This is a genomic window from Bordetella genomosp. 5 (genome assembly GCF_002261475.1).
GTDB lineage: Bacteria > Pseudomonadota > Gammaproteobacteria > Burkholderiales > Burkholderiaceae_B > Bordetella.
In genome coordinates, this window is record NZ_NEVN01000007.1 from 273,604 (window position 1) to 294,749 (window position 21,146).

Here is a 21,146-nt window from a genome sequence, read left to right on the forward strand (position 1 = left end):
ATGTCCTCGCTCTACCTGCCCTATCTGGTGGCGGACTACTATCGCGGCCTGGAGATCATGGCCGCGATCGTAGGCGTGCTCATCATGCTCTCGAGCCTCGATGATCTGTTCATCGATCTCTGGTACTGGGTGCGCGAAGCCTGGCGATCGGTCACGATCAAGCGGCGCTACAAGGCCCTGACGGCCGAGGAGCTGCGCGCCAAGCCCGAGCAGCCGCTGGCGATCATGGTGCCGGCCTGGCTCGAGTACGACGTGATCGCGCCCATGCTCGAGAACATGGTCGCCACGCTCGAGTACAAGAACTACATGATCTTCGCGGGCACCTACCAGAACGACGCCCGCACGATCCAGGAAGTCGAGCGCATGAAGCTGCGCTACCGCCAGCTCGTGCGCGTGGAGGTGCCGCACGATGGCCCGACCTGCAAGGCCGATTGTCTGAACTGGATCGTGCAAGCGATCTTCGCGCAGGACGCCAAGCAGGACGAGCCGTTTGCCGGCGTGATCCTGCACGACAGCGAAGACGTGCTTCACCCGCTCGAGCTGAAGTACTTCAATTACCTGCTGCCGCGCATCGACTTCATCCAGCTGCCCGTGACCTCGCTCGAGCGTCACTGGCACGAGTTCGTTGCCGGCACCTACATGGACGAGTTCGCCGAGTGGCACACCAAGGATCTGGTGGTGCGCGAGAGCATGTCGCGCATGGTGCCGTCGGCCGGTGTGGGCACCTGTTTTTCGCGCCGCGCCCTGCTCGATCTGGCGGCCCAGACCCACAACCAGCCGTTCAACACGGATACCCTGACCGAGGATTACGACATCGGCGCGCGGCTCTCGCAGCGCGGCATGAAGCAGATCTTCGGCAAGTTTCCGGTGGACTACGTCGCCAAGCGCCGGGGGCTCTTCGGCTGGGGCAAGGAACGCATGGTGGCGGTGCACATGCCGCTGGGCGTGCGCGAGTACTTCCCGAACACCTTCCGCACCGCCTACCGCCAGAAGGCGCGCTGGACGCTCGGGATCGGGCTGCAGGGCTGGCAGCAGGTCGGCTGGACGGGCTCGTTCGCGACCAAGTATCTGCTGTTCCGTGACCGCAAGGGCCTCTTCACGTCGTTCATCGCGATCGTGGCGTACCTGCTGCTGGCGCAGTTCGTCCTGTTCATGTTCATCAATGCGATGGGCTGGTGGACCGTGTTCTTCCCGTCGGCATTCGGGCCCAGCAGCTGGGTGCTGAACCTGATGTGGATCAACACGATCCTGCTGGGGCTGCGCCTGACGCAACGCGCGTATTTCGTGGGCCGCCTCTACGGGTGGGAGCACGCCCTGCTGTCGGCGCCGCGCATGATCGTGGGCAACTTCATCAACGCCATGGCGGCGGCGCGCGCGTGGCGCCTGTACCTGGGCCACCTCATCTTCCGCAAGCGCCTGGTCTGGGACAAGACCATGCATGACTTCCCGTCGGCCGACCAGCTGACGCAGCAGCGTCTGCGTCTGGGCGATCTGCTGCTATCGTGGCGCGCCGTCGACGAGAACCATCTGCGTCAGGCGCTGGAAGCGCAGGCGACCGAACACCGCCCCCTCGGGCAAATCCTGCTCGAGCGCGGCTGGCTCGACGAGCCGACGCTGAACGAGGCGATCTCGTATCAGCACGGCAACGCCGCACCGAATCACCCCCCGTCGGCCTCGCCCGAACAAAGATCGAACCCAACATGATTGCATTCACGCGCCCCCTGCTGCTGGCCGCAGCCTTGTGCGCCGTTACCGGCGCCAGCCTGGTCCCCGCCGGCCCTGTCCTGGCGGCCGAAGAAGTCCCGCTGAGCGGCGAGGCCTTCGAGCTGGCCGACCAGGCCTACAAAAGCTACAACGCCGGCAAGTTCGCCGACGCGCTGACGCAGGTCAACGGCGCGCTCAAGACGCGTCCGGACGTCGCGCGGCTGCAGCTGCTGAAGGTCTACACGCTGCAGAAGCTCGGCCGCATCAAAGAGGCGCGCGAGGCCGCGCAGGCCGCGCTCAAGCAGGGGGTGGACGATCCGGGCCTGCGCGCCGCGGTGACCAACCTGCGCCAGGGCCCGGCCCCCGGCGCCGGCGCCGGCAATGGCCGCAGCGCCGCCTACAACCGCGCGTTCCCGATCGCCACCAAGGCCTACGCCGACTACAACCGCGGCGAGATGCAGGCGGCGGCCGCCGGCGCCGAGCGCGCGGTGCGCATCGATCCCTCGCAAGGCGAGTGGTCGATCCTGTGGGTGGACTCGTTGCAGGCGCAACAAAAATTTCCCGAGGCCGAGAAGGCGGCCACGGCCGCCATCGCACTGGGCGCGCCCAACAAGGGCGACCTGGAAGCGCGCCGCGCGGCCATCAAGCGCCGCATCGCCATCGATCCGGTCGCGGCCGCCTACCGCGAACTCGCCGTGGATCGGCCCGCCGCGGCCATCCCGCTCGCGCGCGAAGCCGTGGCGCTCGCGCCCGATGTCTCCAGCTACCGCCTGCTGCTGCTCACCACGCTGATGCTGGCCGACCAGCTCGACGCCGCCGAAGCCGCCGCCAGCGACGCGCTGGTGCAGGACGACGAAAACACCGTGGCGCTCGTGCTGCGCGGCTATCTGAAGCAGCGCCAGGGCAAGACCGCCGAAGCGAACGCCGATTTCGACGAAGCGCTCAAGCAGGACTGGCTCGACGACGATCAGCGCCGCAACATCCGCCTGATCGCCATCGACGGCGCCATCGCCGCGGGCGACTACGCGCGGGCGCGCAGCATCATCGAGCCCATGGACGCCAAGGACGAAGGCGTCGCACGGCGCCAGAAGCTCATCCGCGCGGGCAAGTCCGCGCCCATGCTGACGGCATCGAACTATCCCCCGCCGGCGCAGGCCTGCCGCGACACGCCGTACGGCACGCAGTGCGAGCTTGCGCCCTCGGACGAAGCCGGCGGCGGCAACAGCCCGGCCGCGCTGGCCTACGCGGCCTATGGCCGCCAGCACTACCAGGAAGCGATCGAGCAGGCCCAGCGCGCGGTCGCCGCGTCGCCCGATGACCCGGCCCTGCAGCAATTGCTGACGACCGCGCTCGCTTCGGGCAATGCCGCCCAGGCGGCGCAGGCCGAGCAACGGCTCAATGCCGCGCTGGCCAAGACCCCGCAGGATCCGTCGCTGCTGATGCAGCGCGCCTACCTGCGCCAGCGCACCGGCCGGCCCGAACTGGCGCTGCAGGATTTCCGTGCCGCGCGCGACACCGGCAAGGCACCGCCCACGGTGATCCTCGACGAGGCGTATGCGCTCTCGGCCACCGGCGATAACCGCCAGGCCGTCGAGAAGCTCAAACAGGCCATCGATCTGGACGACACCGGCAATCTGAAGCTCGATCCCCAGCAACGCGAGAACACGCGCGGCGCCATCGCCGGCCTGTCGCGAGAATGGGGCGCCATCGCCTCGATCGGCTATCGCGGCGCGCGCCCCGCCTCGAGCAGCCTGGACGGCGCGGCCATCAGCACCCCCGGAGACGCCGCGTTCAGCACGGCCGAAGTGTTCTGGCGTCCGCCCGCGACCAACAACCAGTACGGCACGCTGGAAGCCTACGCCCGCCTGTCGAACACGATCTACGAGGGCAGCAGCAAGTTCCAATCCACCCGCTTCGTGGATCCCTGCGGCATTCAGAACGACGTGGAAGTGACCGGTCCCGACGGCACCCTGCGCTCCCGCTCGGCCACCGGCTTCCCGAGCACGATCGGCTCGCTGGGCCTGCGCTACGCCTTGTCGGACACGGGCGTGTCGTTCGGCCTCGAGCGGCGCTTCTTCCTGGGCAGCGCCACGCGCCAGGGCTCGCTGAACCCGGCCTCGCGTCAGCTCCAGTGCGACATCCGCCAGCAGTTCGATCCGCGCCTGCAGAACGCGACCGCGTCGTACAAGCTGAACGGCGACGCGGGCGGCTGGATGACCTACCTGACCTACGGCTACTACTACGGCAACAGCCTGCGTTCCGACGTGCCGAGCTGGCTCACGATCGAAGGCTACTCGCAGCTGGGCTATGCGTGGGACAGCAACAGCGCGCGCTTCGACGTGCGCGGCCTCGACTCGAATGGCAATACCGCAGACCGCTACCAGTCCCGCGGCAAGCTCTCGCGCGACCAGGCTTTTGCCTCCGCCGAGTTGCGCGTGGGTCAGAGCTTCCGCCTCGACCGCATCAGCAACAAGCTGGTCGTGTTTCCGCACGCCGTGCTCGCGACCGACTGGCTGTGGCAGAAGAGCCGTGTCAGCGGCGTCGATTACGGCGACCCGCTGGGCACGCAAAGCTACGCCCTGTCGGGCAACGGCAAGAGCTGGTCGATGGGCGTGGGCCCCGGTATCGACGTGCGCTACTGGTTCCGCGAAGACCACTACAACGCGGCCCGCTCTTATTTCAATGTGTCCATGCAGTACCGCACCCCTATCGGTGGCGGCGCGACCGACCGCGCCAAGGGCTTCTTCATGAACATGACGATGTACTACTAGGCCGAGCCCGCCACTTATCACCAGGAGAATCGCTTGAGCACCCTCTTTCGCACCCTGACCGCCCTGCGCCGCCCCGCGGCCGCGGTCGCCCTCACCCTGGCCGGCCTCGGCGCGGCGCACGCGCAGGCCACCGCGTCGTCGATCGTCTTCATGGGCAAGGACGGCTGGCTCTTCCCCGGCTGGGGCAGCCTGACCCAGGTCGACACGGCCGGCATCGACGCCTCGACCCAGCTCATCAAGGACACGCGCGACGCGCTGGCCAAACGCAACATCCAGCTCGAAGTGCTGGTGCTGCCGGACAAGACCCGTTTCTACGGCGACAAGCTGCCCGCCGACAAGTCGTTGAGCCCCGCCGTGCAGGGCCGCTACCAGACCATTCTGGGCAAGCTCAAGCAGGCGCAGATCCTCGCGATCGACGACGAGGCGGTGCTGCAGAAGGTCAAGCAGGGCGGCCAGGACGTGTTCTACCGCAGCGACCAGCACTGGACGCAGCCGGCGGCCGACGCCACCGCGGTCGCCGTGGCGGCCCAGATCAAGCAGAACGTCAAGCAGCTCGCGGGCAAGCCGGGCACCGGCATGCCGCTCGGCACGGTGTTCAACGAGCGTCGCTATGGCGACCTGGCCGAGCTTTTCCTGACGGCCGAGCAACGCAAGCAGATCGGCCGCGACACTTTCACGGTGCGCCGCCAGGCCGAAGGTCAGAGCCTGCTCGAGGATGCGCCCGCGCCGGTGCACGTGACCGGTCACAGCATGGTGCAGCCGTACTTCGGCTTCCCGCAGAAGCTGTCCAACGAGCTCGACCGTCCGGTCAGCGTCAACTGGAAGCCGGGTAACGTCGGCCACTGGACCATGCTGCTCGAGTATCTCGAGTCCCCCGCGTTCAAGCAGAACCCGCCGCAAGTGCTGGTGTGGCAGATGTTCGAGCCCGCCTACTCGCAGGGCCCGAACGCGCAAGGGCTGTGGGATAACGCCTCGATCATGAGCCCCGACACCTTCCGCAGCCGCATGCGCCGCGCACTGGGTCAATGAGCATGAGCACGCCGCAAGAGCCCGGCGAATCGGGCGCGCAGACCGCGCCCGGCATGGCCGCGGGCAAGTTGGCCGCGAAGGCCGGGGCGCCCGGTATCAAGAAGGCGGGTTCGCCCCCGCCGGATACCGGGCCCGAGCCGTCGCACCGGCTGACCGCCCTCGTGGTCGCGGGTCTGCTGACCGTGGGCGGGCTGTCCGGCATGTGGATGCTGGCCAACGCCAAGGTCAGCGCCGATCAGCTCACGCCGTCGTCGTGGGCCGATGGTCACGCCGGGAATGCGCTCAATGCGGCGTTGCGCCTGCCGATTCAGGCAGAAATGGATACCGCCACCGCGGCCGCCCGCTATCGTCTGCTGGGCGATCTCGGCCCGCAGGTGACGATGGGTTGCCCCGACTGGCTCTATTACCGCGACGGCCTGCGTCCGCAACCCGGCGTACGCGATGCCTATGAAGGCCGCATCACGCTGATGCGGCACTGGGTCGACCGCCTGCGCGAGCGCGGCGTGCAGGTGCTCGTGGTGCCGGTGCCCGACAAGTCGCGCATCCAGGCCGACGGACTTTGCGGCCTGCGCTACTCGCAGGCCATGCGTGACCGCCTGGACGACTGGCAGCGCGTGCTGGGCAGCTACAAGGTGCCCTATGTGGACCTGCGGCCCGCGCTCGCGCAGGGCACGGCGCCGCGCTTCTTTCATACCGACGTACACATGACATCGGTGGGCGCGCAGGCGGCGGCCAACGCCGTCGCGCAGGCCGCCTTGCCGCTGCTGGGCGGACGCGGTCCTCAGGCTTTCAAGGTGGATCCGCCCGGACCCGCCGTGCCGCGCATGGGCGACCTGATCGTGCTGGCCGGTTTGGAGCATGCGCCGCCGGCCTGGCGTCCGCCGCTGGACAAGGAACCCGAACAGACCATCGCCCCGGTGCGTGGCGGGGGCCTGCTCGACGACACGCCGCCCGTCGAGGTGCTGCTGGCAGGCAGCTCCAACGGCCGGCGCAGCCTGTTCGCCGAACGCCTGGGCGAAGGCCTGGGTCGCGAAGTCTGGAATCTGAGCCTGGATGGCGGCCAGTTTTCCGGCGCCCTGCTCGCGGCATTCCAGCAGCAGGACAAGTGGCCGAAGAGTCTGAAGCTGGTGATCTGGGAGTTCTCGGAAATGGCGCTTTCGCTGCCGCTCACGCCCGAAGAACGCAAGGCGCTTGCCGCGCTCAAATAACAACGACGACGCCGCGATGCTCTTCAACTCCTATCTCTTCCTGCTGGTCTTCCTGCCCATCACGCTGGCCGTGCACTACGCCGTCGGCTCGGTGAGCCTGCGCCTGGCCGCGCTCTGGCTGTGCATCACCTCGATCGTTTTCTATGGCTGGTGGAATCCGCAGTTCGTCGTGCTGCTGTCGGGCTCGATCGCGTTTAACTACATCGTCAGCCAGATCATCTTGAGCCTGGGCTCGCGGCCCAAGCTGCAGCTGCTCGTGACCGGCCTGGGCGTGGCGGGCGACCTCGCCCTGCTCTTTTATTACAAGTACTTCACGGCGCTGCTGGGCTTTCTGCATGGCATGGGCATGGGCAGCGGCGGCCCGATCGACGACATCCTGCTGCCGCTGGGCATCTCGTTTTTCACGTTCACCCAGATCGGCTACCTGCTGGACTGCCGCGCCGGCGTGGTCAACGAGCGCAGCCTGCTCTCGTACGTGCTGTTCGTGACGTTCTTCCCGCACCTGATCGCCGGCCCGATCCTGCATCACAAAGAGATGATGCCGCAATTCGCGCAGCGCGATAACTACCGCTTCCGCTCCGAAAACCTGTCCATCGGCGGCATGCTGTTCCTGATCGGCCTGACCAAGAAGGTGGTGCTGGCCGACTCGATCGCGCCGTATGCCGACGCGGGCTTCGCCGAACCGGGATCGCTGCAGTTCTGGGCCGCCTGGGGCGCGAGCATGAGCTACGCCCTGCAGCTCTATTTCGATTTTTCGGGCTACTCGGACATGGCCCTGGGCCTGGCCAAGATGTTCGGCATCCGCTTCCCGCTGAATTTCAATTCGCCCTACAAGGCGACCAGCATCATCGATTTCTGGGCGCGCTGGCACATCACGCTGACGCGATATCTGACCGCCTATCTCTATTACCCGGTGGCCATGGCGGTGTCGCGCTGGCGCACCGACCGCGGCAAGCCCGTGGGCGCGGCGGGCGTCGCGACCGCCGGCGGCTTCGCCTCGACCATCGTGCTTCCGACCGTCTTCACCATGGGGCTCGCCGGGATCTGGCACGGCGCCGGTCTGCAGTATCTGGTGTTCGGCCTGTTGCATGCCGGGTATCTGTCGATCAATCACGCCTGGCGCATCTTCGTGGTGGGCCGCCAGGCGGCCGTGTCGCGCAACCCCGGCCGCCTCGCCAAGATCTTTTATCTGCTGCTGACCTTCGCCGCGGTGCTGGTGGCCCAGGCCTTCTTCCGTGCGCACAGCACCGCGGATGCCTGGCTGCTGGTGCAGGGCATGATGGGCCTGCGCGGCTTCGAAGGCATGGAGACCTTCTCCTACCTGTCGGGCGTCTCGTTCGCGGACGGCTGGCGCATGCTGGCGGGCCGCCACATTCAGCTGCTGTACGTGATCGTGCTGCTGGCCATCGTGTGGTTCACGCCCAACGCGCACCAGATCATGGGCCGCTACTCGCCCGCCCTGGTGCGTCCGAATCCGGCGCCCACGCCGTGGATGCGCTGGCGGCCGAACCTGGCCTGGCTGGGCGTGATGCTGCTGATGCTGGCCCTGTGCCTGCTGAATCTGCACAAAGAAACCCGCTTCCTCTACTTCCAATTCTGACCTCACTGGAGCCGTCATGGACATGCAAGAACTCGAACAGCAAGTTGCCGACATCATCGAAGGCGTCATCCTCACCAAGGTCGATGCCGATACGCTGCTGGTGGAATCCGGCCTGATCGATTCGCTTTCGGCGGTGGACGTGGCGCTCGCCGTGGAGCGCAAGTTCGGCGTCAAGATCCCGCCGACCGAGATCGACGTGCATCTGGAATCGGTGCAGGCGCTGGCGCAGTTCATCGCCGAAAACAAGCAAGGCTGATCGTTCACTCGCGCCGCCGCGCGCATCCGCAGCAGGAGTTCCGACATGCGCTTCGATTTCGATCTTTACGACTTCGCCGATACCGATGTCGCTGCGGAGGCGCCCGCCATCCAGGATGCCAGCGGCACGATGAGCTGGGGCGCGCTGCGCGAGGCGACCGACGCGTGGATCACGCGCGCGCGCGCCGCGGGTGTCGCCCCCGGCTATGCCCTGGTGATCTCGGGCCACAAGGAAGCCGGCTTCCTGGTGGCCATGCTCGCCTGCCTGCGCATGGGCGTGACCTACGTGCCGGTCGACACCATCAATCCGCAGCAACGCATCCAGCGCATCGGCGATATCGTGCAGGCGCCCGTGCGTTACGACGCGACGGCCGACCGCTTCGAGCCGGCCTGCGCCGACCCGCAGCCGCTCAGGCAGACCGGCCTGGCCTACATCATGTTCACCTCGGGCAGCACCGGGGATCCCAAGGGCGTGCAGATCGGCCGCGAAAGCGTGGCGCTGTTCGCCGGCTGGATCCGCGACTGCCTGAATCTGGGTCCGGCGCCCGCGTTCATGAACCAGATGCTGTTTTCGTTCGACTTCTCGTTGTTCGATATCTGCGGCGCGCTGGTGCTGGGCGGCGTGTGCGTGCTGTGCCCGCGCGAGGTGATCGGTCAGCGCGACCAGTTCGTGGGCTATCTGGCGCAGAACAAGATCGAGGTGTGGGCGTCCACGCCTTCGTTCGTGCGTCAGCAGCTCATCAATCCGGAGTTCAACCACGAACACCTGCCGGCACTGAAGGTGTTCGTGTTCGGCGCCGAATCGCTCACGCCGACGCTGGCCGAGGAGCTCTGGACGCGCTTTCCGTCGGTGCGCATCATCAACTCGTACGGGCCGACCGAAGCCACCTGCTCCACCACCTGGGTCGAGATCGACCCGGCCCTGCGTGCCCGCGCGCCCAATCCGTTTCCGATCGGCCGCGCCAAGCCCTACGCCGAGGTCTTCCTGGTGGACGGCGAAATCTGCATGTCGGGCGATCACGTCATGTATGGCTATCTGAACCGGCCCGATCTCGACCAGAACGTGCTGTTCACGCACAACGGCAAGCGGGCCTATCGCAGCGGCGACCTGGGCGTGATCGATGACCAGGGTCTCGTGACCTTCAAGGGCCGCAAGGACGACCAGATCAAGATGCACGGCTACCGCATCGAGCTGGCCGAAGTCGACGCCGCGCTCGCCACCCTGCCCGGCGTGCGCGCCGGCGCCACCGTCGCATTGCGCCGGCCGGACGGCACGCTCGTGCGCATGATCGGCTTCGTCGAGCTCACCCAGACCGCCCCGCCCGGACTGGGTCCGCTGCCCGACGCGCTGGCGAGCTGGAAAGACCTGCTGGCGGTGCGCATGCCGCCTTATATGATCCCGTCGGAACTGCTCGCCTGCGATGCGTTCCCGACGACCAACAGCGATAAAGTCGATCGCAAGAAACTCGAGCGCATGTACCTCGATGCGCGCACCAGCCGATCCTCGGAGAAAGCATGAACACCCTGTCGTCCCGCCTCCTGGCTGCCGCGCTGGCCGCCGCCGCCCTGAGCGCCACCGCCCCCGCCGCGGCCCAGGCCCAGGCCGAAGGCGCCTTCGCGCAGCTGTACGCGCCGCGCCCGCCCGCGGGCTCCTCATTCGTGCGCGTGGTCAATCCCGGCACGGCGCCGATCAAGGTCAAGCTCGCCAGCGGCCCCGAGCAGGAAATCGGCCCCAAGCAGCGCGCCAGCAGCTATGCCATCGTCAAGGGCGGCCAGTCGTTCGAGATTCGTATCGACGGCAAGGTGGCCGGCTCGCTGCAGGTGCAACCGGACAGCTTCAACACGCTCGTGCCCACGCCGGGTGCCGCGCAGCCGTTCAAGGCGCTGGATGATTCCAATGGCAACCAGGATGCGCTGAAAGCGGAGATCCGGTTCTACAATCTGGCTCAGGATTGCCCCGCGGGCAGCCTGACGGTGGCCAACGGCCCCACGCTGTTCGCCGATGTGGCGCCGGCCAGCGCCAAGGCACGGGCCATCAACCCGGTCACGGCGAGCCTCATGGCCACCTGCGGCCAGGCCGTCACCGCCGCCTGGCCCCTGCCCGCCCTGCAACCCGGCGACCATTACAGCCTGTTCCTGACCGGCAGCGCCGCCTCCCCCCAACTTTCGGGCCAGACCGGCCAGACCGACCCGTACACCCGCTAGGCAGCACCGCATGCGCACCGTATTTCGCGACGACCACGAGCTGTTTCGTGACCAGGTTCGCCGCTTCATCGCCGAAGAGATCAAGCCGCATTACGAGCAATGGGAACGTGATGGCGTGACGCCGCGCAGCCTGTGGCGCCGCGCGGGCGAAGAAGGTCTGCTGAATTGCGCGCTGCCCGATCCGTATGGGCTGGGCGGCGACGACGGGCATTCGGCCTGCGTCATCGAAGAGCTGGCGCGCGCCAATTATCTGGGCATCGGCTTCTCGATCCACTCGGATATGGTCTCGCCCTACATCATGCGGTATGGCACCGATGCGCAACGCGAACGCTGGCTGCCGCGCATGACCCGGGGCGAGCTGATCGGCGCGATCGCCATGACGGAGCCCGGCGCGGGCAGCGATCTCAAGGCCATCCGCAGCCGCGCCGTGCGCGAAGGCGATGGTTATGTGCTGAACGGCCAGAAGACCTTCATCACCAACGGCACGAACGCCGGCATCGTGGTGCTGGCCGCCAGTACCAATCCCGATCTCGGCGCGCGCGGCCTGTCGCTGTTCGCCGTGGAAGAAGGCACGCCCGGCTTCACCAAGGGCCCGCCCATCGCCAAGATCGGCCAGCATGCCCAGGACACCTGCGAGCTCTTCTTTACCGACGTGCGCCTGCCCGCCGACGCCCTGCTCGGCGAAGAGGGGCGCGGGTTCGAATACATGAACGAGCAGCTGGCCGGCGAACGCATGGCCATCGCATTGCGCGCGGCCGCCTCGGCCGAGGGCATGTTGCGCGAAGCCGTCACCTACACCAGCGAGCGCAAGGCCTTCGGCCGCCGCGTGCTGGACTACCAGAACAGCCGCTTCAAGCTGGCCGATGCGCAGGCGCAGCTCACGATGTTGCGTGTGTTTCTCGACGACTGCCTGGCGCGCCAGATGGCCGGCACGCTCGACGCGCTGACGGCCGCCGTGGCCAAGCTCAACGCCACCGAGATTCAGGGCAAGGTGCTCGACGACCTGCTGCAACTCTACGGCGGCTATGGCTACACCACCGAGTACGGCATCGGCCGCGCCTGGGCCGACGCCCGCGCGCTGCGTATCTTCGGCGGCACCAGCGAAATCCTGCGCGAGATCATCGGCCGCTCGCTGTAAGGCGTCGCGTCCACGACTGCAGGCGCGACGGGCACCGTCCGGGCAGCACGGCCGGACGGGCCGCCTTCAACCGCGGCGTGCCGCCTCGATCGCGGCGATGTCGATCTTGCGCATCGTCATCATGGCCTGGAAGGCGCGTTGCGCGACGCCCGGGTCGGCGTCCATGATCGCGTCGGTCAGCGCGCGCGGCGTGATCTGCCACGACACGCCCCACTTATCCTTGCACCAGCCGCAATCGCTTTCCTGACCGCCGTTGCTCACGATGGCGTTCCACAGGCGATCGGTCTCGGCCTGATCGTCGGTGGCGATCTGGAACGAGAACGCCTCGTTATGCCGGAACGTCGGGCCCCCGTTCAGGCCCAGGCACGGAATGCCCGCCACGGTGAATTGCACCGTCAGCACGTCGCCCTGCTGGCCGGCCGGATAGTCGCCGGGCGCATGCATGACGCGGCCGACGCTGCTGTCGGGAAAGGTCTGCGCATAGAAACGCGCGGCGTCGAGCGCGTCGCGGTCGTACCAGAGGCAGATGGTGTTTTTGCTGAGCATGGGCGTCTCCCTGAAAATCCGGGCAGCTCGCGGGGCGCGTTGCGGACACGACGATGCAGAGGCCCCGGCGCGGCATCCGGCAGAACCAGCTTAGCCGCGTCGGCGCGTCAGATGCGTGACCAACGGTATGCGACGGCGCGGCCCGGCTCAGGCAGGCGCGATGCCTGCGGCGTTCCGACGCGACGGTTGCGTGGCGGTTGCGCGACGGGCCCGGCGCGGCGCCCGTTCAAACGGGGTCAGAAGTAGGAGCGGCGCCAGTTGCGGCGCAGCGCCCGCGCCCGCTCGTCTTCGTTGGTGACCCACGGATCCACCGCAAAGCCCACCACCTTTTCCGCCCCGGTCTGCCGTGCCCACTCGAGCTGGCGCTGCACGCGCGCCCAGTCGGCCGAGCGCGCCTTGAAATCGGTGCCGTCCTTCTTCTCGGAGGGCAGCTCCTCGAACAGCTCGATGATCACGTCGAACGGCACGCCACGCGCGCGCAGCATTTCGATCAGCGGCGCGAGCTTGGCCAGATTGGGCCAACCGGCCACGCCCACGCCGTCCTGCACCATCGGGCGCACCGGCGCGCGTTCGAGGATGCGGGTCCAGAGCTGGGTCAGGGTGCCGGGGGTTTCGAGCTGACTGAAGTAAGTGGAGACCGCGGGCGCGCCACGGTTGGCCGCCTGCGCGCCTTGCGCCAGCGCCTGCAGCCAGCCGCTCAGCATGTCCTGCCGCGCCGGGTCCGCCCAGTGGTACTGCTCGATCTCATAGGGGATATACCAGCCGGCGAAGCGGCGGCGCTGCGGCCACGGGGACGCCGCCATGAACGCCAGCGCCGCCTCGCGCGACTGCGTGAAGAAATCCTGCAACACGCGCGGGTCCTGCGCACCGATGGCGCTCCACCAGCGATTGTCGAACGGCAGGCCCACCCTCACGTTCATGCCCTGCACGCCGGCCGTCTCGAAGATGGTCTCCATCACCTCGTCGGGCACCAGCCAGTCGGGATCCTTGCCGCCCACGAGCCCCACCCACTGCAGCACCACCTCGCGGCAGCCCAGCGCATGCATCTCACCCATGCGCCGCCGCCACTGCGTGCGCGACAGCTCCAGATGGCTTTTCCAGGGCTGCAGAAAGCTGGCCTGCAGGCCGGGCGTGGTCGCACACCCCGCAAGGGCGCCAAGCCCCAGCACGGCCGGCGTGGACAAGGCCAGGCGCAACAGCCTGCGGCGGGTCGGGTTGAGGGAATTGGACGAATCCAGGACAGACGAATCGACGGGCATCGCTACTCACGCAATCGTGGCGGACCCGCGGCAACGCGCCGCCGGGCCTCGTTGCTAGATTATGCCCTCCGGACCCGATTTTGGGGCTCGCGCGGCGGAAGTATCCGGCATCGCCCGTGAGAGGCATGGACCCAGACGGAAAAACGTGCGTTGGAGCACTGGAGCCGGGTTCAGGCGTCGCGTCGTGGCACCTCGCGCTTCGCGACAGCGCGAGGGTTCAGAACATCGGGCATCCCGGGGTGAGGCCGCGGCTGCCATCGGAAAAGACATACCGCACGCAGGTCAGGTCGGGGCCGTTCTCGTCATGGCTTTCCCAGGTGCTGATGCCCACGCCGGTTCGCCATTGAATATCGCCGGCGATATAGCTGCCCTGTGGAATGTCGAATCGCTGATAGCGATTGTCCGCCAGGCCCGCCAGCGAGAACTCGAGACTCACCCGCTCGCCGCCCGCTTCCTCGAGCATCAGACGCGCCTTGCCGGGATTGATGCGGGCATGCGTGCCGAATCTGATCTCGATCGCGGTCAGCGCGTGATCCCGGGACATTGCGATCAGGTCCTTGTCGATGTGCAATTTGATGCGCCGGGTCTTTTCGAGCGCCGGGCTGGCCACCAGCCGGCGCGTGCCGGGCACGCGATACCGCTCGAACCCGCGCAGCAGGTCCTTGCGCACGTAAAAGGGCCTGTCGGGCACCTGCAGATAATTTGAGTCGATCAGCGCCTGCACGCAGCTCGCGTAGCTGTCCCACGGAAACTTGTCCCAGACCTTCCACTTGTTGATATACATGACCTTGGGCGCGGCCTGCCGGATCTGCCCGCAAGCATCGATGGCGATCCCGAACTTCGGCTGCTCGTTGTATTTTTCTTGCCAGGGCAAATAGAAGAAATGGCCCGATGCAGGCAAGCGGTGCGATGCCAGGTATTCGATGTTCATGAACGAATAGGCGATGATCCGATCACCCTCGTCGGTGAAATCCGCCACCAGGCGCGAAAACTCCGTCTGCACCGGTACCGGCTGCGATTCGATCTTCTGCTGGTCTCCGGGCAGCAGCAGAGAGACCTTCGCCAGACACAGCAGCAAAAACGCCAGCAGCAGCGGCCGGGAGGCAGGCGACTTGGTATCGACCGCGCTCAGGCTCAGCCCGATCAGGGGCAGGATCGCGTAGAAGTACGGCATGCCGTGCACGTCCGCGCCGCGCATCAGCAAGCTGCACAAACCGGCGAGCACCAGCAGCGTCCGCCACGGAAAGCGCGCGTCTTTCCTGGCCAGCATCGAGGCGCTCAGCAGCACGGCGACGAGCGACAGTACATGCGCGAAGTCGGCGGTGGCGACCGAGAGCGCGTTCCAGATCAGCGCCATGCCGGGCTGCAGTCCAGAATAGAACGGCAGCACCTTCGCATTCAGATAAAGATGAAAGGCCAGAAAGCCCGCGAAAGACCCGTATACCCCCAGAAAAACCACATTCGCCAACACACCCAGCGAGGCGCCGATCACGGCAGCGCGCAGGCTTTTTTGCCTCAATGACGCGATAAACAACAGCCCCGCGATCGGCAGATACGTGACGGCCAGGAACGGAAGCGAAGCGATCAGGGCGGCTGCCGGGATCACCCGCGACGCCGTCAGCGCCGCGGGACAAAGAATCGCAGGGATCGTGTACTGCGCCAGAATCATGACCAGCAAAATGCCCGCAAGGGTTTGATACTGGTACATATGCCCGTATATCTCGGGCAACAGTATGAGGATGATCGTCTTGGCGGCGACCGACGCCATGACGCGGTGCGCGCCATGCTTCAAGGCGGGCGATGTGGTGATGGACAGTACGGCCAGCACCTGCAGCAGCGCGATGAATGCGCGGTGGCCGGCGATCCCGACGTCGCCGAGCTTCTCGAGCACCAGGCCTGGCAAGAACGTAAGTGGACCGTGATGATTGAAAATGTCGGCATAGAGCCGCATCCCTGCCGCCATCATCTTCGCGGTCACGATGGTCTCGGACTCGTCACCCCACTCCCGATAATCGAGCAGCAGGTATTGATAGCGCAGACTCAGGCCGGCAAACAGAAGCAGCAACAGCGCGAACAGCCACGCGTAAATGCGGCGCCCGTGGGTCAGGAACATTTTCTCAAGGCATCCCGACATCGCCCCGACCTTATGCCACATCGTATTTACCCAGGCAGGCTCGAAAAAGAATGGTCAGCACGGCCCAATTGCCCTTGAAGCCGTTGATCTTGGTCGGGACTTCGCCGACCGGATAGCGCCTGGCCGTCGGCACCTCGCGGCACACGTAGCCGAGCTGCGGGACCCGGCATGACAGATAGGCCAGCAGCTCGTAGGTCATGAAGACATCGCGGAACGGGGCGATCCGGGGATCCAGCAACATCCGGCGACTGTAGGCGCGGAAGCCCTGCGTGGTGTCTGTCCAGCGGAATCCCGAAGCGATGCTCAAGCACGGCGCATGGATACAGCGGATCGCGAAAGCGCGTGACGCCGGCGTGTTTACGGCCACCCCGCCCGGCAGAAAGCGCGACCCTTGCGCAAAATCGACGCCGTCCTGCAGCGCGTCGATAAAGCGCGGTATGGCTTCGGGATCGTCCTTGTCGTTGCCATCGAGGGTGATGATGCCCTCGTAACCCTGATCCAGCGCAAAGGCATAGGCACATCGAAGCTGGGCACTCAGCTTTCCGGGGCCGGTTTTGACCAGCAAACCGCGCACGCCCAACTGGCGCAGCATGTCCGTTGCCAGCGAGCCATCGGTGCTGCCCCCGTCGACGATGATGATGTCCGCGGTCGCAGGAATATGCTGGTGTTGCATACGCCCGAGCAGGCGTTTGATTCGGTCGCCTTCGTTGATGACGGGAATCACGACGCAATAGGGATGGCGCCTGCCCGACCACAGGGGAATGTCCATGGCGGGCACGCGCCAGGCGGCCCGGCCCGCGGGAGAGATCTCGTGTCTGGTGTTCATGTTTTATGCAAGCCGTGCCGTGATGAGTGCGACCCCCGCCATCACAAGCAGGATGCCGACGCCCGTGCTCCAGTGAAACGGTTCACGGAACAGCACCACGGACGCGCAGGCGACCGTGGCGATCGCACCGGCCGTCAGGATCGGGTGCGCGACGTGCAGGGGAAGCCTGGCCAACGCCGCGGCATAGAGCAGAAAGGCGGCGCCGTACAGGCCAAGGCCCAGCCAGAACGGCCAGTTGCCGAGCGCGGCGACGGGATCGGTGAGAGAGGGAAACTTTCTGGGTGCCGTCATGGCCAGCTTGACCAGGACGCTCGCCGACGCGTTGGCGACGATACCGAGCAACAGAATCAACCATTTCATCCGGCTGCCCCCGGTGCGGTGCGATAGCACGCGAGCGCGCAGGTCAGCGCCCGCTCGATCGCCTGAAGATGAGGCTCATCGCGTGCCGCGAGCATTTCGATCGACACCACGTGGCCGGGAAGATGGCGCCGCAATGCGGCGTGCATCCGCCGATGGTCGGTGCCCCCCTCGCCCAGGGGCAGCAGGTCGGGCTCACTGGCATGCACATGCCCGATCAGGCCGGCGCTGCGCAGCAGCAGGTCTTCGGGCGACTCCTGGTTGATCGTCAAGGCGCCGGTGTCGAACTGCATGCGGATCGACGCGTGCCCCACTGCGTCGACGACCTCGACCGTCTCGGCGCTGGTGGTCATGAAGTTGCAGCCGTAACGCGCGGGATTCGGCTCCAGGCATACGAGGACACCGTGCTCCCGCGCCACGGCGCCCAGGCGGCGGAAGAAGCCGACGGCGTGATCGAAGGCGTCGGCATCGCGCCAACCCGTGCGGTCACGGTTCTTGGGAGACCCGAACACCAGGCGCGTGGCGCCCAGGCGCGCGCCGATGCGGCACACGGCCCGCAGATGCGCCAGCATCGCTTCCTGACGCTCGCTCGCGCCGAACAGATTCAGCCCCGTCGTGCCGAACAGCAGCGCCTGCATGCCCGTCAGCGCGATGCCGCGGTCGGCCCACCATCGGCCGACGTGATCGATCTCGTGGTCGGTGGCCCTGACGGGATCCGGGAAGTACTTGCCGGGCGCGATATCGATGGCGTCCACGCCGGACCTGGCCAGCAGGCTGGCGACGCAGGCGTCCTCAGTGGTATCCCAGGCGATGTTGGAGATCGCGAGCCTCACGATGCCGCTCCGTGGCCGGTCTGCACGGTCAGCGGTTCGGACTGGGCGTAGGCCCGGATCGCCTGGATGGTTTCGCGCGCGCTGTATTGATACGGGCCGGGCGAGCCGAAGCGTGGCGCATGCCGGCTTGTCATGTCGTAGCGTGCGGGCGGCGCATCCAGTGTCTGCGCGAAGCGCCGTCCGAATCCATGCAGCGCCACGTCCGCCACGCTGATGGGTTCGGCGGTCAGATGCACCAGGGACAGGCCCGCCGCCAGCGCGGTCTGGATGTCATACCAGAGGTTGATCATGGGATAGAACTGGAATATCCCGCGACTCTCGATGGCCTGGAGATTGTTGTGGTTCAGGAAATCGAAAATCACGTTCTTGCGTAATCCCGGCCCGACCAGACCCGGCAAGCGGACGATCAGAGGCCGGGCAAACGTCTGCTCGACGAAGGTTTCGAGCTGCCGGCGATGCAGGCCGTAAGGATGCAGTCCCCGCTCATCGACCCGTGTGGCTTCGTCGACGTTGGCCGGCTGTTTGAAAACATCCACCGTGCTGATCAGGATGAAGGTCTTGCACGTGATCGTTCGGAGGTGGTCCGTCAGGCCTTCGATACGCGCACGGTCGGCGGCAGGATCGCGATTGGCGAGCCACTTCTGTGCCGGGGCGCCCGCGCACACGACGACATCGAACTCCCGATGCGCGATCTCCGCGATATCGGTCGAACGATAGAGCGCGGCAAACCGCGCCTGCCTGAGCAGCGTGGTGCCGACAAAACCGGAGCATCCGATCAAAGCGTTTTGATTCATGACGCCAGCGCCACCGTGAAATCTTCCGTCTCGAGCTTTTCGAGCACGTCGTAAATGTTGTCGATTTTTCCGCCCAGCACCGAATAGCAGCCGGGCAGGTCCGCGTGTTTCTCGAAGAGAATGGGCCGGCCGTCGTCCACTTCGTTTTTCATCAGCACCGTCTTTACCTCGAAGAGCGATTCCACATACTTCGCATCGCGCACCGCCGGCAGATAACGGCCCACGTCTCGCACCATCCGGTCGACCCGCGTGACGCGGTCGTAGTGACCGAGCCGCTCGTAGGGGTCGGCACCGCGCTGGTCCTGCCACTGGCAGTGCGGCGTATAGCGGACGTGCGACAGGGTGTGCAGGCCGCGCGCGGGAAAGGGCATCATCGAAAAGAACGGGCCGTCCATTACGGTCACGCCGATGTCCTCGAGCACGGCGGGCACCTGCATCAGCGCCATCTCGGTCACTTCCTGCTTGAGGCGCGTCTGCGTGCCGGGAAAATCGCCGGAGAATTGATTGAGCCCGCTGTAGGTGCAGTTGAAAGCGTAGCGGCAGCGGATGGGCGAGCGCTCGCCCGACTTCGCCTCGGTCGCGACGCTCAGGCGCGGGTCGGACGCCGACCGGAAGATCGCCAGCGCGCGGTTGGAGGTCTGGATCTCGACGCCCGCCTCCCGCAGCGCATCGACGGCCCACGCCGCCAGCCGGGTCGCGTCGAAGGCGTACTCCTCGACCAGAAACACGTCTTCGATCAGCCTCGGCTCGAACAGCCTTTTCAGGCCGGGCTCCGCAGGCTTGATGCTGGCGCCGATCTCGCGGCAGAAGCGCTCGAACTGCCTGGCCGTGACCTTGGAATTGCGTCTTGCGATCGCGTATAGCTTGACGAAGTCGCGCTTGACCGCCTGCGGCCAGTCGTGCACGAAGCGCGGCATGTTGATCCGGCTGCGGAAGGCCGTCGTGAAGCTTCGGGGATAGTGATAACCGTTGTGCACGCGCGCCTGGTTGTTGTACGACGCGCGTGACAGCAGCGTGCGCTCGCGCTCCAGCAGAACGACGCGCCGCATGCCGCGATGTTTGGCTAGGTAGATGGCGATCGCGGCGCCGTAGAAGCCGCCGCCGATGACGACGGCATCCGCGTCCGAATCCGGGAACGACACGTTCATGCCGCGGCCTGATCCGAGGGGCGGGAATCGCGCGCCGCCGTTGGCGAAACACTCTCGATATTCAGCTTTTCGCGGCGGCTGATGCGCGTGCTCGTGAACTCCTGGCCCACGTGATAAAGCGGCCCCTCGTTACTGAGGCTCGCCATATGCAGCACATATTCGCCCAGCACCAGCAGCACGAGCGAAATCAGGAAAAACATGCCCGACAGCTGGGAAGACAGGCTGACCCAACCGGGCGCCACGTCGGATTTGAACAGCGCGACGGCGACCACGTACAGCGAATAAACCAGATTGGCGAGCGCGCCGAACAGCGACAGCGAGGTGACGAGCCGCATCGGCGCATGCGTCGTGGAAACCAGCAGCCGCATGCCGCGATCGATGCTTTCGCGAAGTTTTTTGGTGTTGTTGGCGCGCGGCGGGGTGCTGTACTCGAGATTGATGCGCGCGAATCCCGCGGTGGCCGGTAGGTGCCGATAAGACACGGCCGGCTGCGGATGCTGCATGATGAAGTTCACGACGCGCTTGCTCAGCAGACGATACTGGGGCGCGTCTTTGGCCAGATGAATGCCGTTGAAGACCTTGTACAGAAAATTGAAGGCGGCGCACGCGGCGCGATACGCCAGGCTGCGGGGCGGCTTCTGGCGGTTGTTGGCGAACACCACGTCCGCCCCCAGCACCGCCTTATCGAGCATTTCGGGCAGAAAGCCGATGTCGTCGAGCATGGGATCGATCACCGCCACGAAATCGCCCAGGGCATTTTCCAGCCCGACCCACGACGCGGTGTCGCCATCGACCTCTTTGGTGAGCGCATACACCTGCATGTCCGGGTAGCCCGAATGCCCGGTCAGGTTTTTGAGGATGCAGATGCTGTCGTCGTCGGACGCGTTGTCGACGATGATCAGCTCGCACGCGGGCACCAGCGATGACAGTTTTTCGGTGGCGTTCCGGACGATGCTCTCCAGCTGATGGGCCTGGTTGCGCACCACATAAACGACCGATAGAAATACCGGGAAAAATGCCATTCTCTTGGTCCCTTCCGAGCCTGCGATCGCTATGCAATCGCGCATATCCGCAAAATTTTTTCATCCTAAATTTCGGGAGGGCCGAAGACTCACACACATCCTCGCAATGAATGGAAGAAACGCCATTGCGGCGGCGCGGTTGCGGCAGCGCGGTTGCGCCGACGACGAGGCGCGCCCAGAGCGGAGCCGGCGCAGAACCACCCAGGCGGCGCGGGCGCATGTCAGGACGGGATCGGTGTGGCGGGATGCGAGCGCGACGCCGGTTCAGGGCGGAGCGACTCGGGCGCGTCGGTCCGGAAAGAATGGAAAGGAATACG

Annotated in this window: 18 protein-coding genes; 9 read left to right on the forward strand and 9 right to left on the reverse strand. The window is 66.2% G+C overall.

What is annotated here, in order from left to right; translation table 11 throughout:
* The 9 genes from CEK29_RS14175 to CEK29_RS14215 are packed head-to-tail and all read left to right on the forward strand — an operon-like array spanning position 1 to position 11,910.
* Positions 1 to 1,704, forward strand: coding sequence for a glycosyl transferase family protein (locus tag CEK29_RS14175; protein ID WP_176456909.1), 1,704 nt, complete (start codon positions 1 to 3; stop codon positions 1,702 to 1,704).
* A complete protein-coding gene (locus tag CEK29_RS14180) occupies positions 1,701 to 4,475 on the forward strand; it encodes an NfrA family protein (RefSeq protein WP_094858494.1) in 2,775 nt (924 codons plus the stop codon). Before CEK29_RS14175 ends, CEK29_RS14180 begins: the two co-directional genes overlap by 4 nt.
* A gap of 33 nt (positions 4,476 to 4,508) precedes the next feature.
* Positions 4,509 to 5,504 (forward strand): alginate O-acetyltransferase AlgX-related protein, encoded by a 996-nt coding sequence (locus tag CEK29_RS14185; protein WP_440588324.1) that lies wholly within the window; start codon positions 4,509 to 4,511, stop codon positions 5,502 to 5,504.
* Between the two features lie 2 nt (positions 5,505 to 5,506).
* On the forward strand, positions 5,507 to 6,712 hold the full coding sequence (locus tag CEK29_RS14190) for an alginate O-acetyltransferase AlgX-related protein (RefSeq protein WP_255176162.1): 1,206 nt from the start codon (positions 5,507 to 5,509) through the stop codon (positions 6,710 to 6,712).
* Positions 6,696 to 8,312, forward strand: coding sequence for an MBOAT family O-acyltransferase (locus CEK29_RS14195; RefSeq protein ID WP_249279080.1), 1,617 nt, complete (start codon positions 6,696 to 6,698; stop codon positions 8,310 to 8,312). Before CEK29_RS14190 ends, CEK29_RS14195 begins: the two co-directional genes overlap by 17 nt.
* Before the next feature lie 16 nt (positions 8,313 to 8,328).
* Complete coding sequence (locus CEK29_RS14200; RefSeq protein WP_094801024.1) at positions 8,329 to 8,568, forward strand: acyl carrier protein; 240 nt, start codon at positions 8,329 to 8,331, stop codon at positions 8,566 to 8,568.
* Between the two features lie 45 nt (positions 8,569 to 8,613).
* Positions 8,614 to 10,086: an AMP-binding protein gene (locus CEK29_RS14205; protein WP_094858495.1), complete on the forward strand. Its 1,473-nt coding sequence runs from the start codon at positions 8,614 to 8,616 to the stop codon at positions 10,084 to 10,086.
* Complete coding sequence (locus tag CEK29_RS14210; protein WP_094801028.1) at positions 10,083 to 10,772, forward strand: alginate O-acetyltransferase AlgF; 690 nt, start codon at positions 10,083 to 10,085, stop codon at positions 10,770 to 10,772. Before CEK29_RS14205 ends, CEK29_RS14210 begins: the two co-directional genes overlap by 4 nt.
* 10 nt (positions 10,773 to 10,782) lie before the next feature.
* Positions 10,783 to 11,910, forward strand: a complete 1,128-nt coding sequence (locus tag CEK29_RS14215) for an acyl-CoA dehydrogenase family protein (RefSeq protein ID WP_094801030.1) — start codon at positions 10,783 to 10,785, stop codon at positions 11,908 to 11,910.
* 66 nt (positions 11,911 to 11,976) lie between these two features.
* Here the strand turns inward: CEK29_RS14215 and CEK29_RS14220 are convergent, their stop codons facing one another.
* The 9 genes from CEK29_RS14220 to CEK29_RS14260 all read right to left on the reverse strand — a co-directional run bounded on the left by CEK29_RS14220 (position 11,977) and on the right by CEK29_RS14260 (position 20,829).
* Positions 11,977 to 12,456, reverse strand: a complete 480-nt coding sequence (locus tag CEK29_RS14220; protein ID WP_094801032.1) for a VOC family protein — start codon at positions 12,454 to 12,456, stop codon at positions 11,977 to 11,979.
* Positions 12,457 to 12,692: 236 nt separating this feature from the next.
* Positions 12,693 to 13,715, reverse strand: a complete 1,023-nt coding sequence (locus tag CEK29_RS14225) for a DUF4434 domain-containing protein (protein WP_094858496.1) — start codon at positions 13,713 to 13,715, stop codon at positions 12,693 to 12,695.
* A 217-nt stretch (positions 13,716 to 13,932) separates the two neighbouring features.
* Complete coding sequence (locus CEK29_RS14230) at positions 13,933 to 15,828, reverse strand: hypothetical protein (RefSeq protein WP_094858497.1); 1,896 nt, start codon at positions 15,826 to 15,828, stop codon at positions 13,933 to 13,935.
* Positions 15,829 to 15,859: 31 nt separating this feature from the next.
* The gene (locus CEK29_RS14235) at positions 15,860 to 16,675 is read right to left on the reverse strand and encodes a glycosyltransferase family 2 protein (RefSeq protein ID WP_094858498.1); all 816 of its coding nucleotides are present in this window, start codon (positions 16,673 to 16,675) and stop codon (positions 15,860 to 15,862) included.
* Between the two features lie 3 nt (positions 16,676 to 16,678).
* Positions 16,679 to 17,035 carry an EamA family transporter gene (locus CEK29_RS14240; RefSeq protein ID WP_094858499.1) on the reverse strand — a complete coding sequence of 119 codons (357 nt, stop codon included), beginning with the start codon at positions 17,033 to 17,035 and terminating at the stop codon, positions 16,679 to 16,681.
* Positions 17,032 to 17,865, reverse strand: a complete 834-nt coding sequence (locus tag CEK29_RS14245) for a sugar phosphate isomerase/epimerase family protein (protein WP_094858500.1) — start codon at positions 17,863 to 17,865, stop codon at positions 17,032 to 17,034. The genes CEK29_RS14240 and CEK29_RS14245 overlap by 4 nt, the downstream gene beginning before the upstream one ends.
* Positions 17,862 to 18,659 (reverse strand): NAD(P)-dependent oxidoreductase, encoded by a 798-nt coding sequence (locus CEK29_RS14250; RefSeq protein WP_094858501.1) that lies wholly within the window; start codon positions 18,657 to 18,659, stop codon positions 17,862 to 17,864. Before CEK29_RS14250 ends, CEK29_RS14245 begins: the two co-directional genes overlap by 4 nt.
* Positions 18,656 to 19,807: an NAD(P)/FAD-dependent oxidoreductase gene (locus CEK29_RS14255; RefSeq protein WP_094858502.1), complete on the reverse strand. Its 1,152-nt coding sequence runs from the start codon at positions 19,805 to 19,807 to the stop codon at positions 18,656 to 18,658. The genes CEK29_RS14250 and CEK29_RS14255 overlap by 4 nt, the downstream gene beginning before the upstream one ends.
* Entirely contained in the window at positions 19,804 to 20,829 is a 1,026-nt protein-coding gene (locus tag CEK29_RS14260) for a glycosyltransferase (RefSeq protein WP_094858503.1), read from the reverse strand. Before CEK29_RS14260 ends, CEK29_RS14255 begins: the two co-directional genes overlap by 4 nt.
* Positions 20,830 to 21,146 lie beyond the last annotated feature (317 nt).